This window comes from Arthrobacter sp. TJ-178 (assembly GCF_058269275.1).
Genome location: NZ_JBZCNK010000001.1, coordinates 181918 through 195444 on the forward strand (window position 1 = coordinate 181918; position 13527 = coordinate 195444).

A 13527-nucleotide genomic window follows, 5' to 3' on the forward strand; every position below is an offset into this window, starting at 1 on the left:
ACACGGCACGCCGCGCCCGTCCTCCGTTCAACGGTTGTCGCCGGGGCTGGGTAAATTGGAAGTGTCAGCACATGCAGAAGGAGCCGACTGTGAGCAACCGCAAATCCGAAGGATCCGCGCAGTCCCTGCCCGTCCGTCATCCGGAATCGGGCCGCCGTTATTCGCTGGAAGAACTGGAAGCCCTCGCCGCCGAGGGTGACCCCTGGGCGCTGACCAAGATGGACGAGTGGGATGTGCACTTCAGCAACGAATACACTGGCCCGCTGAAGGACCGTTGCCCCGATCCGGAGTGTGACCAGTACGGGGAACCGGTCACCCTTTGCTACGCAGAGAACGGTGTCCTGCTGGACATCGACCACGGCGGCTGGGGACACGCGCCGTCGGCTGAGCCGCAGGCCAAGGCCTCCTAACGCCAGGCGCAGCCCGCGAGCGCCCCTATGTCCGGCCTACTGACTCCGAAACTCACTGGCTTAGGAGACCTACTGGCTCAGGCGGGCGCGGGCTTCACTGACCGCAGTAATCGGGATTCCGTCCGGTACCAGGAAGTTGACCAGCGGCGGATGGACGACGCCGGTCAGCACCACCTTGGCCGTACGGCCGTCCGAGGTTCCGGTTTCACCATCGATGCGCAGCCCCGGCAGCCGGTTGGCCGCGTTAATCTCCGCCAGATACCTGTTGGTCTCCGCACGAACCGCCGCCGGCGCCAGGACGGCGGCCGGCCCGTGCCCGGGTCTGCCTGGCCCCAGCTCGAAGGTATCGGCTGCAGCCAGGGCGGCACCGTCCGCAGCGGAGAGCAGCTTCTTGTGCCCGAGGTAGAGGGCGGAGGAAGCCATGACTACTGTGACAACCAGCAGGCTCACCAACATGTAGCCGATGATCAGGACGCCGATTTGTCCCTCCTCGCCGCGGCCAGTGGACTGCACAGAGGCCCGCAGCCGGGCGGCATAGTTATGCCCCCTCATCCGTAGCGCTCCACAACCTGTGTGGAGGACGAGTCAACGGTTACCGGGGCAAAGTCCATCCCCGGCAGCCCCGGCATCAGCGGCAACGGAACATCAAAGCTCACCAGCGCGGTCACTGTGGATCCCGGAGCCAGGCACTCCGCGGAACAGGAGATGTCCAGCAGCATATTTTCGGGCTCGAACCCAAAATCGGCAAAGGCCACTTCGGCTGCCATCCGTGCCTGATGTTCGCCGGCATCCGGCTCCCCGGCGTCGGCGTATACCTTTGCCGCGGATTCGGCAGCTCCGACGGCGGCAAACGCAGCACCCTGCACCTGCCCCGCGGTGATGATGAGGTAGATGACCGGCACCAGCAGCACCAGGCCCAGAAAGATGAACTCCACCAGGGCGCTGCCGTTTTCCCCGTTGTCATCACCTTCGCCAGGATCATTCCCGGCGTTAGCCGTTCGCAGCGGTGTCCTGTCCCCAGAAAGCATGTCCCCTCACCTCCAATCCGTTGCTCGGCCCAATGAAACCAATCACCGGAAGCGGCGCCCGGACCGTGATTTCCAGCATCCGAACGCCGCCGCTGGTCGTTTCCGCATAGCTGATGTCCCCGGCCAGCGAGTCGGTCAGTGCCACCTTGATCAGTTCACCGGTGCGTTCTGCGCCGTCGGCCGGGGTGCGGTCGGCCAGCGTCCCGTAGCGGGCCCCTGACGCAGCCGCGTCAGTCAGGGTATTCCGGACATGGAGAACCAGTGCCAGCTGGACAATCGATATGAACAACAGGGTCAGCAGTGCGCCGACCATGACAAAGTCCACCACTGCCGAGCCCGTCTCCCTGCCTCCGGCCCGCGGCCGACGGCCGATCAGGGAGTGCTGACCCTGGCGATTGCGGAGTTGAACAAATCTGTGAGGGCCGGCTTGGCCAGCCCCAGGATAAGAGCCACCAGGGTGGCTGACATGAGGGTGATCATGACCCACCCGGGGACGTCGCCGCGTTCGCGGTCCCCGCTTCGCACTGTCTGTTCGAAACGGACGAGCAGCGAGGTGCCGAGCAGGAGCAGGAGTCGTGGTGCGTGGATGGTGCGCATGGGTTGTTCCTTTCATTGGGTGTCCTAGAGTCCAATTCCCAGCAGGGAAAGACCGGGGAAAATTGAGAAGAGCACGGTGAGCGGAAGGACACCGAAAACCAGAGGGACCATCATGGCGATCTCCTTCTTCCCGGCGCTTTCCATCAGCTCGCGTTTAGCCAGGTCGCGCACGTCCTGGGACTGGGCACGCATCACGTCCGCCAGCGGGGTGCCGCGTTCAATGGCAACGGTCAGTCCGTCCACAAAACGCGAGAGCGGAGCGAGCCGAACACGGTCCGCAAAGTGCTGCAGGGCGCTGGTCAGCGGCACCCCGGAACGGGTTTCCGCGAGGATGCGGGCGAACTCCCCCGCCAATTCCCCGTTGGCCGTGCGGGCAATGCGTTCCAATGCCCCGTTGGCGCTTTCTCCCGCGCCGACGGCGAGCGCCATCATTTCCGCCAGGCTGGGAAACTCGGCCAGCATCCGTGTTTCGCGGTTCTGAATCTGGGAGGTGAGGCGGTAATCCCGGAGGACAAAACCCAGGACCGCCCCCATGATGGTTCCGAGGACGACCCCTGTGGCGCCTATCCGGTCCACGCTGGCGAGCCAGACGGAAATGATGCCGCCGGCCAGGAATCCGCCGCCGGTCCACAGCACCTGCTCGGCCCTGAAGTCCAGCACACTCGTGCCCTGCCCGGACCGTTCCAGCCTGCGCTCCAAATCCCGTGTGACCGGATTGAATCGGTTCAGGCGGTGGACTGCCAGATGCAGGGCCGGACGCAGGATGCGTTCCAGCGGGCCGAAGGGAGTCAGATCACCCGCCGGCATCATCAGCAACCGTGATCCCTGGCCACCGGTGCGCAGCTGCGGGGCGATTCGTTCGCTGAACGTCACAGGCCGCATCCAGGGCATCCGCAGGACCGCGAACCAGAGCGAGGCGCCCAGCGCGAGGCCGCAGAGGAGGGCCAGAAACCAAGGTGAACTCATCTCAGCACCCTCTCTTCTTCGGGAAGGGCGCCGATGCGCAGCATGAGCCGGTAGCAGAGAACCGAAATGACAATCCCTGCGGCCAGAACGGCCGCCCCCGCTGCGGAATTGTAGGCGGCAATGGCTTCCGGCCGGCTGGCCAGGAGCATCAGCACAATCCACGGGGCGGCGACGGCCAGGCGTGCAGCGTTGACGGTCCAGGATTGACGGGCCAGCAGCTCGCTCCGGGTCCTGGCGTTATCCCGCAGGAATTCGTTGAGCGTCCCGAGCAAACGGCCTAAATCCGAGCCTCCCACTTCCCGGGTCAGGCGCAGTGCCTCAACGATCCGGTCGGCGACCGGATCCGCAAGGTTCGCCTTCAGCCTCGTCAGGGAATGGTCAAACTGCCCGCCGGAACGGTAATCCGCCGCGAAGTCACGGAAAGGCTGCCTCAGCTCCTGCGGTCCGTTCTCTCCCAGCTGGATCAGTGCTTCGGGCAGGGACAGCCCGGCCCTGATGGCTGAGCGCAGGTGATCAACCGCATCGGGCCAAAGTTCGGCACGCGAGCTGCGTTGTTTGCGGGCCTGCCAGCGGACCAGGAACAAGGGGACGCCGGCGCCGAAGAGGCCAAAGCAGGCGGCGATGGGGATGCCGCCGGTTCCGGCGAGGACCAGCAGGGCCACCAACAGTCCTGAGGCGACACTGCTCGCGACAACGGCGCGGGGTGTCACGCGCTGAATTCCCGCCTGTAACAATTCATCCTCGAGCCTGCTGCTGCGGTGCGGGCGGACAGACGGCGCCGGCATAACCCAGCAGGACCGCCACACCAGGAACAATCCCAGTCCCAGCAACAGCCCGACGGCGGCACTCACGGGCGGGCTTCCAGCAGCTCGGCAACGTTGAACCCGGCACGGGCGAACTTTTCCGGTGCGGGCATAGACGCGGCAGTTACTTCGAGCCGCCCGTCGGTCCGCTGGAAAATGGACGAGGCTTCTATCACTCCGTTTTCCACTCGGTTGCCCAGCGCCATAATTTCCATGACCTGGCGTTTGCCGGCGGCGTTGCGGGCACAGTGGACAACGAGGTCGATGCAGGACGCGACGGTGGGCACCACAAAGGCACTGGAGATGTTTTCCCCGGCCAGCAGCGGCAGAGTGCAGATTTTCGTGACGGCATCATGGGCGCTGTTGGCGTGAACGCTGCACATCCCGGGCAACCCGGAATTCAGCGCGATCAGCATGTCCAGACTTTCCGCCTCCCGCACTTCGCCAACAATGAGGCGGTCCGGCCGCATGCGCAGGGCCTCCTTGACCAGCCGCCGCAGCGGGATTTCCCCAACGCCTTCCAGATTGGACTGGCGGCACTGCAGTCCCACCACGTCCCGCAGCGGCAGTTGCAGCTCAAAAATCTCTTCAACTGTCACCACACGCTCGCGCGGACCAATGGAGGCACCCAGGCAATTCAGCATGGTGGTCTTGCCTGCCTGTGTTGCTCCGGAAACCAGGACATTCAGGCCGCTGGCGACGGCGGCACCAAGGAACCTTGCCGCTTGCGGTGTCAGGGTTCCCAGCTCCACCAGGTGCTCAAGCCTGCTGGCGCGGGCAATGAATTTGCGGATGTTGACCGCCCAGTGCCGCCGGGTGATATCCGGAATCACCACGTGCAGGCGTGAGCCGTCCGGCAGTGAGGCGTCGACAAACGGAGAGGACAGATCCAACCGCCGGCCGGAGCTCTTGAGCATCCGCTCCACCAGGTCCCGCACCTGATCAGCCGAGAGCGACAGGGAGGTCAGTTCGGAGCGGCCGTCGCGTGCCGCGTAGATTTCGGTGGGTGAATTGATCCAGACTTCCTCCACCGTGGGGTCATCGAGCAGCGGCTGCAGGGCGCCGAAGCCGGCCACGGCGTCAAAGACACGGCGTCTGGCGGGCTCCAGCGCACCCAGCGGGGGCAACGATCCGAGGAGGGAGCGCTCGTCGTAATCCGTGACGGCGTCCTCCACCAGGCGCCGAACCTCGGCCAGCTGGCTCGCCGGATCCAAACCGCGCAGGCGGATCAGTTCCCGGACCTCATCCTCGACTATCGCAACGGCGTCCACTCGTTTCCCCCGGGCTAAGCACGGAAAAGGCTGCTGGTGAGCCTGGACCGCGAGACTGATGCGGCCCTTTTGCGGCCACGGCGGCCAGACTAGAAGCCGGACAGGGCGTTGGCTAGCGTAACTGTTGGTGCTGTGGACAACCGGGTAGCCGTACCCGTTTAATCCGCAGGCCGCTCAGTAGTTGGCGGCGGCTGGCAGGCCGGCGTACTCCTCCAGCGTTGCGATGCCCTCCGCGTGCATTCCCTCGGCGATATCGGCCCCCACGTAGCGCAGGTGCCAGGACTCATACGCGTAGCCGGTGACAGCCGAGGCTCCGTCCGGGTAACGCACAATGAACCCGAACCGGTGGGCGTTGACCGCAGTCCACGCTCCAACGGCCGTGTCCTCGAAACAGCCCTGAAGGGAGCAGGTGCCGTTCGGATCCGCGATGTCCACGGCGAGGCCGGTCTGATGTTTTCTGAACCCGGGACGCGCTGAGATGGTGTCTGCCGTTGGTGTCCCGTACTGCGCCGAATAAGCCGCGTACAAAGTTGCTTGGCTGCTGTAGGAGCGGTAGCCGCTGATCGCGGTGAAGGCCACGCCGTCTGCTGCCGCCGCCTCCTTCATCGAGGAATAGGCGGCAGCTGCGTCGGCGCGCAGCGGCTGCCCGTCCGCTGTCTGAAGATTCCCGGGAACATAGTCTGCGGTGCTGAGCGGGCGTTGCTTATTGACGACGACGGCGGCCGAGGCGGGATCATCCACCGCACGGCTGACCGTGATGCCCTGCGCAGCCGACCAGGAAATGGAACCCCGCTCATACTGCTGGGTGCAGGCTCGATGCCCGCAGCGCGGAGCGTCCAGAGGGTAGCCCAGCGTTCCCGTTTCGAAACCTTCCTCCAGCCAGGCCGAGCGGATGGCGCCGAGCGACGGCTGCGCACCGGTCTCCGGGGACCAGACGATGGCGCCGAACTGATAGTTGCGGTAACACCCGCCGTCGCGCAGTCCGCACACCTCGCTTCCGGCGGGGCTTCCCAGGCCGCCGGAGCTGCCGCCCAGCCGGCCGTAAGCCAGATCAATGGGCGAGGGGACCGAGGCTCCCGTGAGACCCAGCGAAACCAGGGCGCCCAGGAACAGCGGGATAACCTTGGAATGGCGCCGGGGCATAGGTCTCCTGATTCCGTTGGCCGGAGGTCACTGCCACAGCATACGCTTGAGCGGATTTCGCACACCCTCCCGGTTGGCGCTTCCCCCCGTACAGGCGTTAAGTTTCCGAGTACATGCCGCAGAGAACAGAACGCAGGTCCACCCAGAATGTCATTGAGCCCCAGGCTGAGTAACCGGCAAAGTAACCGGCTGGATAACCGGCCCCGCCTGGCATCCTTCCTCGTGATGCTCGGCCTCACCTTCGGTGGAGCCGCCCTTGCGTATTTCCGGATCCCGGCCCGCGCAGTCAGTAGGGTTTGGGCGGAGGACGGACCCTTGTTCCTTGCAGAGTACCTGGACCAGGGGCCCGGGCTTTTCACCCCCTATGCCGGATACCTCCACTTGCTGCCGCGCACCATTGTTGCCACGGTGGTGCCGGTCTTCGGGCTGGAAGCATATCCGGTGGCGGTCACGGTTGCCTGCTGTATTGTTCTGGGCCTCATTTCAGCGCTGACGTTCTACTGTGCCTCGGCGCTGACCACCAATGCGGCCGCCCGGCTTTGCTGGGCTTCCATCCCGGTGCTTGTTCCGCCGGGCGCAGTGGAGACCCTGGGCAACGTCGCCAACCTGCACTGGTACCTCCTCTGGCTGGCCCCGTGGGTGCTGATGAAATCTTCGCCGGTCCTAAGCCAAAAGATCCTGCTCGGCGCGGTCGCCCTGGTGATCGGATTGACTGAAATCCAGGCCGCACTGTTCCTGCCGTTGATTTTCTTCCGGCTCAGGGACAGGAATCTCTGGTGGGCCAAGGCAGGACTCGCCGCCGGAACGGCCTGCCAGTTGTTCACCCTGTGGCGGTTTCCCCGCTTCCCCGGAGGCACCGGGGAAACCGGGGACCTGCTGTCCGTCGTCTACGGATATTTCCTGAACTCAGCAGCGGCCATTTTCTACGGCAGTGGATCCGTGATCACCGACCTGATCCAGCGTTTCGGCGCCGCCCCCATCGTCCTCAGCGCCTTGCCCTTCGCCGCGGCCGCCGTCCTGACGGTGGCGGCGGGAAGGCCTCTGCACCGCATGGCCGGGGCCGTCTGGCTAGTGTCATCCATGGCCGTCTGGGCTGCAGCCGTGATAGTCAGCCCGGCAGCCTACTTCCACTACGCAACGTTTGAGTCGGCCCAAGACTGGGACGAATTCTTCCTTAGCCGCTACAGTGCGGTTCCTTCAATGTTTCTCCTGGCGCTGGTGCCGCTGCTGATCCCGGTCAGCGCGGACCGCCGTCCGGCCTCCGGACGGCTGGCAACATTCGTCAGCAGCTCGGGCTTTCGCGGTGGAGTGGCCGGCGCTTTTCTCATCCTGGTCACGGTCCATTTTTTCCCGCTTGAAACCTTGGGCTCCGCCGGCCCGGAATGGGCTCCCCAGATCCGGGAAGCACGGCAGGAGTGTGCAGCGGATCCGGCGCTGGAGAGCGTTCGGATAACTCAGGCACCGGGAAACTGGTTCACCACCATCGACTGCGCCGACCTGTAACCCTCCCCGGGCTGCTTCCGCGCTTCAGGCCGCCAGGGCGGGCCGGACGCGTCGTTTCAGCCGCATGGCCGGTCCCTCCACCCAGGTGAAGCTTGCCCACGCCAGCGGCACAACACAGGCGAAGGTGAGGAGGAGATAGACGGGGAGCGACAGATCCGGAAGTCCAACTTCAATCAGGTTTTGAACGGGCACCCCGTAAATGTAGATGCCGTAGGACAGATCACGGTTGGCGCCGATCCGGTTCAGCGGCAACACTGCCCCCAGGGCAAAGATCAGCAGCGCAAACGGAAGCGGAGCCAGAACTGTTGCTGTCCCAGTGGCCACAGAGATCAGCAGCACCGCGACGGCGACGGCGACCGCAGGCAGAACCCGGATTCTCCGGGCATGCAGGTAGAGCAGTGCTCCGCCGCTGAACGCGGCTATCAGCGGTGGCGCCAGAGTGAGTTCGCTGGCGGGAATCCATCCAACATGTGCGGCAAGGGACAAACAGGTGGCACCCGCAAAAAGCGTTCCCAGGATGGCGGTGCTGCGGCTGCGCAGCGCAGCAAACCCGAGCAGTCCGACGCCGATGTAGCACCCGGCTTCCCAGAAAAGGCTCCACAGGGCGCCGTTCCATATCTCGCCCTCGGGAAGCGTGGTGCCGATGGTGGTCTGCGAGAGGACGGGCGGATACAGGAAGAGATTCCGGACCACGTAGGACAGCGAGTCGCCCAGCGTGAAAGCGCCGGGCGAGCCAACGGCAACTGACAGGGGAGCAAAAACAAAAGCCACCAGCAGCAGTGCCACTAGGAATCCCGGATAGATGCGCAGGAAACGCGCCCGGAAAAACCGTGAAACAGGCTGTCCGTTCATCCTGCTGCGCGTAATCAGGTAACCGGAGATGCCAAAGAAGCCCAAAACGGACCATGCACCCAGCGTCCGGGCGCCCAGCGCGGGTTCCTCCCCCAGATTTCCAATAACCCAGGAATGGGAGACCACAACCAGGGAGGCCAACAGGAGTCGGAGAGCGTTCAGCGAGTTGTTCCGAGGATCAAACAACTCCCCCAGTGTCACCCGTGATCGCCGGTGAGCGGCGATGGGCGATTGGGCGGTACCGGGCATGGGTCAAACTTTCGGTTCAGTGTGGGAGCCGTCACGTGCGGGGCCGTCCCCAGCATAATGCACGTTGTCTGCGCAGCCCGTCCGGCGCCCGGCGTGCCGGACGGATCAACCTCAGCTGTTAATCGGCGGCAACCACTTTTTCCCGATGGTCCTTCCGGCCGCTTGCAAGGGCCGGCGCGAACAGCTGCCGGTACACCAGGACCGCTCCACCAAGGAGCACGAGGAAGTAGGCGACTGTCAGAAGCTGCCAAGTGAACGGCGGCTGCCACACGGGATGGAACATCTCGTTCCAGCGGACAGTGTCCTGAATGCCCACCGTGTAGCGGCGCAGCGTATAGACAAACGCGAAAACGTGGGCCGCAACCGCTCCTCCCAGCAGCCATTTTGCGGCGCCCCGGGCCCACGGCGAGGACGGGAAGGAATGGAACCGGAAGGCGACTCCGCATGCCAGCAGGAGCATGACCACCAGGGCCAGCAGATACCGGCCCTGCCAGATCCAGCCGAGGCTCTGGATGACCTGGGCCTGCATGATGGGCGGGACTGCCAGCACGGCAACCACCAGAAGATAAACACCGAACCGCCCGCGGACCGGACGTGCGCTGAGCCCGGTCAACAGGACCGCACCCATCAGCAGGTGCCAGAACATGTACACACCGGCGGGCAGCGGCGTATCCAGCCACCCCATGACACCCACGTAACCGGAGACATAATCGAAAGTGCGGTCAAACATGATGGCGGCTGCGGTATCCGGGGCCAAATCCACGGGGTTCCCCAGCAGGCTCTTGAAACTGTCGGCAATCACCAGCCAGGCGAGGCTGAAAGCGCAGGAGAGTCCAAGCAGGACCATCATCGCCTGGCTGAGCCGGTCGCGGAGTATCGGCAGCAGGGGGCGGAAGCCGTATGCCAGAACGACGGCGGCGGCAGCCAGCGCCAGCCAGAGCAGGGACACCGGCCGAGTGTTGGCCAGCGCAGCCCCGGAGACGGCCACCATGATGATGTTTATTTTGACGTCCGACAGCGTCCGGTGCTTTTCGAAGGCCACGCACGTATTCATGAAGAAGGCTGCAGCGGCGGCGATCTCAAGGGCATTGGGGTTAATCGATGCGTTCAGGAACAGAACCATCGGAGTGATGGCCACATATCCGGCTGCCAGCGGCCATTTGGGCTTCCCCAACCGTCCTGCCGCCTGAAGCGCGGAGGCAAGGAACGCAACGCCGATCAGCCCACTGAGGATTCGCATCCCGTAGATGGCCGGTGCACCGCTGAGCAGCAGTGTCGGAAGCCCCACGAAAAGGTAGTAGACGGGGTTGTAATTTCCCGCACTGGTCTCTGCCTGCCGCAGCTGGGTATCCTCCCCGTCCATAGTTGGAGCGCAGGCAGCGGGCTCAGCGGCATCATGTGCGTAGCATTCCTGCGCCCGAAGGTCGGCGATGTAACCGGGAACCGTCACCACGGACTGTTCGCTTTGCTGGCCCGAGGAGTCCCCCAGCAGCTGGCCCTGGGCCACCGAAGCAGCCCGGATTGCGTGGGCCGATTCGTCCGGAACAGACATGAGAGGGGAAGCAAAGGACCATAAAACGGTCAATAGTCCCAAGACCGTAAAGACCAGGGGGAAGGGCACCGCCGAGCGTCGGGAAATGGCCGAAGGGGACAATCTGCGCATGGGCCGGTGGGCTCCTGATCTATCGCGGGGAGGGGCTGGTGCGGCGGAATTGACCGCAACGCATCAGCAAGTCTACCGATCCGCCGGATGTCGACCGCAGGAGAAACCGCGGGGAATACAGGGGAAGACCCGCGGGATACAGGGAATGCGAAGCGGACGCGGTCAGGCAGTCCCGGCGGCGGGATCCGGCACCGCATTCTTTGCCGTAAAGACCCAGTACTTGTAAGCGAAAAAGTTCCAGATGGTCATGGCAGCCGTAGAGATTACTTTGCCCAGCATGTAGCTGCTGCCCAGCGTCTCAAAGCCGCTCACGATAAAGCTGGCCGCAACAGTATTGAAAGCAACCAGCGCCATGTACTTCAGGAAACTGGTCCCCTTCACAGATGTCCCGGAAAAGGTAAAGGACCGCTGCAGCACATAATTCGCGGCGAGGCTGGTAAGGAAGGCGATGGGCGTGGCAAGCCAGAGATGAACACCGAAGACTTCGTGCAGGAGCAGCAGCAGCAGGAAATCGACGGCGAAGGAGAGCCCTCCCACCAAAAGATATTTGCCTGCCGGTCCCAGGATCAGTTCCCGCAGCGCTCCTGCGCGCGACGACTTTCGGGGCGCCCCGATATTCTTGTCACGCGACATATAAGGCTTCCGGCTCCTGGTGGTCCTAGTGGGAGACCCCGCAAGGTCGGCTACGATAATAGCACCCTGGGATCATTCGCCGGGGTGCTGCGTTCCCCGCCTGCACTGCTGCAAACACCACCGCAGCTGTCCAGGTTCTGTCTGAAGAAGCCCATCGGCATGACAGCGCGGGCAGTCCAGGCTGCCTGCGGACTATCCGGTCGGGGCCGGGCCCTCGAAGGCCCATAACTTAGGAATAGGACTAAAGACTTTTATGCTCGTGCCGGAACGCTCCGACGTCCTCGTGATTATGCCCGCTTGGAATGAGGGCGAAACCGTGGGGAACACCGTCCGCGAGGTGTTGGCCCAGCGCAAGGGATATGACGTCCTTGTGGTCGACGACGGCTCCACCGACAGTACGGCCCGGTTGGCACGCGAAGCCGGTGCTACGGTGCTGCGGCTTCCCTTTAACCTGGGCGTGGGCGGAGCGATGCGGGCGGGGTTCAAATATGCGCGCAGCCGCGGTTACCAGGCGGTCATCCAGGTTGACTCGGACGGACAACATGATCCCCGGGACATTGAACGGGTGCTCAGCGGGCTGTCAGGCGCCGATATTTCCATCGGAGCCCGCTTCGCCGACAAGGGAGACGAATACAAGGTGGCCGGGCCGCGCAAGTGGGCCATGGCAGTGCTCGCCGGCGTCATCTCGCATTTGGCCAAAACACGGCTCACCGACGTTACCTCGGGGTTCCGGGCCGGGAATGTCAAAGCAATCAGCCAGTACATAGACCACTACCCCGCCGAGTATCTGGGAGACACCATCGATTCGCTGATTGTAGCCATCCGCTCCGGCTGTACGGTCACTCAGGTTCCGGTCACGATGCGGGTCCGGCAGGGCGGCGTTCCCAGCCACAACCCGGCAAAGTCTGCCCTCTATCTGCTCCGCTCGGTTTTTGCCCTGCTGCTTGCGCTTACCCGCCGCAAGTCACAGGTTTCTTTAGATAAGGCTTAACAATGGCTGTCCTCGCTGCATTCGTGTTCTCCCTGGTCATCGTCGTCCTGGTGCTGGTGATGCTGCGCCGCAAGAAGCTGCGCGAGAAATACGCCGTGCTGTGGCTGCTGGTTGGCGGCGGATCGCTGGTTCTTGCCGGCTGGCCGAGTCTCCTGGCCCTGCTGGCCGGATGGCTGGGCGTTGAGGTGCCGTCAAACCTTCTCTTTGCCATGAGCATTGTGCTGCTCATGGGAGTTGCCCTGCACCTCTCGTGGGAGCTGTCCGTCGTGGAGGAGGAGACCCGCGTTCTCGCCGAAGAAGTGGCCATTCTGGAAACATCCCTGACACAGCTGCGTGCCGAGGTGCAGTCGCTGTCCTCGGCGAAGTCACCGGGCCGGTCCGAATCAGCTGTGCACCGCTCCGGTGAGCCGCCGCGGGACACCCCCTCCCCCACCAGCTGCTGATACTACGAAAGAAGGGCCCCGGATCTGCGGATCCGGGGCCCTTCTTTTCTGCACTGTGCTGATCGGCCGGCAGCCGGCACCGTACTACTTCTTCAGCAGGTCCATCAGGTACTGGCCGTAGCCGCTCTTGATCAAAGGCTCGGCACGCTGGCGCAGTTCATCGTCGGTGATGTTGCCCAGCCGCCAGGAGATTTCCTCGGGGCAGCCGATGGACAGGCCCTGTCGCTTCTGGACCGTGCGGATAAAGTCCGAGGCTTCGTTCAGGGAATCAAACGTGCCTGTGTCCAGCCACGCCGTTCCGCGCGGCAGGATCTCCACCTGCAGCTTGCCCTTCTCCAGATAGATCCGGTTCACATCAGTGATTTCCAGCTCGCCGCGGGGCGAAGGCTCCAGGTTGCGGGCAATTTCCACAACGTCATTGTCATAGAAGTACAGGCCCGGAACCGCATAGTGGCTCTTGGGCGCTGCCGGCTTTTCCTCGAGTGAGATGGCACGCCCGGACTGGTCGAACTCCACCACGCCGTACGCGCTGGGATCGGCGACCCAGTAACCGAACACGGCACCGCCGTCGATATTCGAGAACCGGCGCAGCTGGGTACCCATCCCCTGGCCGTAGAAGATGTTGTCGCCCAGGACCAGGGCCACCGGCCCATTGCCGATGTGCTCCGCGCCCAGGACAAAGGCCTGCGCCAGTCCGTCGGGGGAAGGCTGCTGCTTGTAGGTGATGCTGATGCCGAACTGGCTGCCGTCCCCGAGCAGACGCTCAAACTGATCCGCGTCGTGGGGGGTGGTGATGATCAGGATGTCCTTGATGCCCGCCAGGATGAGGGTGGACAAAGGATAATAGATCATTGGCTTGTCATAGACGGGAACCAGCTGCTTGCTGACCCCGAGAGTGATCGGGTGCAGTCTGGACCCCGTGCCGCCTGCCAATATGATTCCGCGCATGCACCTCATCATCCCGGCTCGGTGGTG

General features: G+C 63.9%; 16 protein-coding genes. 4 read left to right on the plus strand and 12 right to left on the minus strand.

Going from position 1 to position 13527, the window contains the following annotated elements:
• The first annotated feature begins 89 nt into the window (after positions 1-89).
• Positions 90-410, plus strand: coding sequence for a hypothetical protein (locus AC4D2Q_RS00835; protein WP_490944261.1), 321 nt, complete (start codon positions 90-92; stop codon positions 408-410).
• Between the two features lie 69 nt (positions 411-479).
• Here the strand turns inward: AC4D2Q_RS00835 and AC4D2Q_RS00840 are convergent, their stop codons facing one another.
• The 8 genes from AC4D2Q_RS00840 to AC4D2Q_RS00875 form a co-directional block, all read right to left on the minus strand.
• On the minus strand, positions 480-962 hold the full coding sequence (locus AC4D2Q_RS00840; protein WP_490944262.1) for a pilus assembly protein TadG-related protein: 483 nt from the start codon (positions 960-962) through the stop codon (positions 480-482).
• Positions 959-1438: a hypothetical protein gene (locus tag AC4D2Q_RS00845; RefSeq protein WP_490944263.1), complete on the minus strand. Its 480-nt coding sequence runs from the start codon at positions 1436-1438 to the stop codon at positions 959-961. The genes AC4D2Q_RS00840 and AC4D2Q_RS00845 overlap by 4 nt, the downstream gene beginning before the upstream one ends.
• A complete protein-coding gene (locus tag AC4D2Q_RS00850; protein ID WP_490945686.1) occupies positions 1401-1814 on the minus strand; it encodes a TadE/TadG family type IV pilus assembly protein in 414 nt (137 codons plus the stop codon). Before AC4D2Q_RS00850 ends, AC4D2Q_RS00845 begins: the two co-directional genes overlap by 38 nt.
• Positions 1811-2035, minus strand: a complete 225-nt coding sequence (locus AC4D2Q_RS00855; RefSeq protein ID WP_400931582.1) for a hypothetical protein — start codon at positions 2033-2035, stop codon at positions 1811-1813. Before AC4D2Q_RS00855 ends, AC4D2Q_RS00850 begins: the two co-directional genes overlap by 4 nt.
• A gap of 24 nt (positions 2036-2059) precedes the next feature.
• Complete coding sequence (locus tag AC4D2Q_RS00860) at positions 2060-3001, minus strand: type II secretion system F family protein (RefSeq protein ID WP_490944264.1); 942 nt, start codon at positions 2999-3001, stop codon at positions 2060-2062.
• On the minus strand, positions 2998-3852 hold the full coding sequence (locus tag AC4D2Q_RS00865) for a type II secretion system F family protein (RefSeq protein WP_490944266.1): 855 nt from the start codon (positions 3850-3852) through the stop codon (positions 2998-3000). Before AC4D2Q_RS00865 ends, AC4D2Q_RS00860 begins: the two co-directional genes overlap by 4 nt.
• Positions 3849-5075, minus strand: a complete 1227-nt coding sequence (locus AC4D2Q_RS00870; protein ID WP_490944268.1) for a TadA family conjugal transfer-associated ATPase — start codon at positions 5073-5075, stop codon at positions 3849-3851. Before AC4D2Q_RS00870 ends, AC4D2Q_RS00865 begins: the two co-directional genes overlap by 4 nt.
• A gap of 174 nt (positions 5076-5249) precedes the next feature.
• Entirely contained in the window at positions 5250-6218 is a 969-nt protein-coding gene (locus AC4D2Q_RS00875; RefSeq protein ID WP_490944270.1) for a D-alanyl-D-alanine carboxypeptidase family protein, read from the minus strand.
• Between the two features lie 315 nt (positions 6219-6533).
• Here AC4D2Q_RS00875 and AC4D2Q_RS00880 point away from each other — a divergent pair, with 315 nt between their 5' ends.
• The gene (locus AC4D2Q_RS00880) at positions 6534-7721 is read left to right on the plus strand and encodes a hypothetical protein (RefSeq protein ID WP_490944272.1); all 1188 of its coding nucleotides are present in this window, start codon (positions 6534-6536) and stop codon (positions 7719-7721) included.
• 24 nt (positions 7722-7745) lie between these two features.
• Here the strand turns inward: AC4D2Q_RS00880 and AC4D2Q_RS00885 are convergent, their stop codons facing one another.
• From AC4D2Q_RS00885 to AC4D2Q_RS00895, 3 genes are all read right to left on the minus strand, one after another.
• Positions 7746-8822: an acyltransferase family protein gene (locus AC4D2Q_RS00885; protein ID WP_490944274.1), complete on the minus strand. Its 1077-nt coding sequence runs from the start codon at positions 8820-8822 to the stop codon at positions 7746-7748.
• Between the two features lie 118 nt (positions 8823-8940).
• Positions 8941-10485 carry a DUF2142 domain-containing protein gene (locus tag AC4D2Q_RS00890; RefSeq protein WP_490944276.1) on the minus strand — a complete coding sequence of 515 codons (1545 nt, stop codon included), beginning with the start codon at positions 10483-10485 and terminating at the stop codon, positions 8941-8943.
• A gap of 162 nt (positions 10486-10647) precedes the next feature.
• Entirely contained in the window at positions 10648-11118 is a 471-nt protein-coding gene (locus AC4D2Q_RS00895) for a GtrA family protein (protein ID WP_490926644.1), read from the minus strand.
• A gap of 253 nt (positions 11119-11371) precedes the next feature.
• Between AC4D2Q_RS00895 and AC4D2Q_RS00900 the strand changes: the two genes are divergently transcribed.
• On the plus strand, positions 11372-12109 hold the full coding sequence (locus AC4D2Q_RS00900; RefSeq protein WP_490926643.1) for a glycosyltransferase family 2 protein: 738 nt from the start codon (positions 11372-11374) through the stop codon (positions 12107-12109).
• 2 nt (positions 12110-12111) lie between these two features.
• Entirely contained in the window at positions 12112-12552 is a 441-nt protein-coding gene (locus AC4D2Q_RS00905) for a DUF2304 domain-containing protein (RefSeq protein ID WP_490926642.1), read from the plus strand.
• 84 nt (positions 12553-12636) lie between these two features.
• On the opposite strand, the gene rfbA is transcribed toward AC4D2Q_RS00905, so the two are convergent.
• The gene (gene rfbA, locus AC4D2Q_RS00910) at positions 12637-13500 is read right to left on the minus strand and encodes a glucose-1-phosphate thymidylyltransferase RfbA (protein WP_490926641.1); all 864 of its coding nucleotides are present in this window, start codon (positions 13498-13500) and stop codon (positions 12637-12639) included.
• Positions 13501-13527 lie beyond the last annotated feature (27 nt).

Bases quoted from the DNA above. Each gene is read 5' to 3' on its own strand.
- AC4D2Q_RS00840 (WP_490944262.1), bottom strand. From the start codon at position 962: ATGAGGGGGCATAACTATGCCGCCCGGCTGCGGGCCTCTGTGCAGTCC.
- AC4D2Q_RS00845 (WP_490944263.1), bottom strand. From the start codon at position 1,438: ATGCTTTCTGGGGACAGGACACCGCTGCGAACGGCTAACGCCGGGAAT.
- AC4D2Q_RS00855 (WP_400931582.1), bottom strand. From the start codon at position 2,035: ATGCGCACCATCCACGCACCACGACTCCTGCTCCTGCTCGGCACCTCG.
- AC4D2Q_RS00860 (WP_490944264.1), bottom strand. From the start codon at position 3,001: ATGAGTTCACCTTGGTTTCTGGCCCTCCTCTGCGGCCTCGCGCTGGGC.
- AC4D2Q_RS00875 (WP_490944270.1), bottom strand. From the start codon at position 6,218: ATGCCCCGGCGCCATTCCAAGGTTATCCCGCTGTTCCTGGGCGCCCTG.
- AC4D2Q_RS00885 (WP_490944274.1), bottom strand. From the start codon at position 8,822: ATGCCCGGTACCGCCCAATCGCCCATCGCCGCTCACCGGCGATCACGG.
- AC4D2Q_RS00890 (WP_490944276.1), bottom strand. From the start codon at position 10,485: ATGCGCAGATTGTCCCCTTCGGCCATTTCCCGACGCTCGGCGGTGCCC.
- AC4D2Q_RS00895 (WP_490926644.1), bottom strand. From the start codon at position 11,118: ATGTCGCGTGACAAGAATATCGGGGCGCCCCGAAAGTCGTCGCGCGCA.
- AC4D2Q_RS00900 (WP_490926643.1), top strand. From the start codon at position 11,372: ATGCTCGTGCCGGAACGCTCCGACGTCCTCGTGATTATGCCCGCTTGG.
- AC4D2Q_RS00905 (WP_490926642.1), top strand. From the start codon at position 12,112: ATGGCTGTCCTCGCTGCATTCGTGTTCTCCCTGGTCATCGTCGTCCTG.
- rfbA (WP_490926641.1), bottom strand. From the start codon at position 13,500: ATGCGCGGAATCATATTGGCAGGCGGCACGGGGTCCAGACTGCACCCG.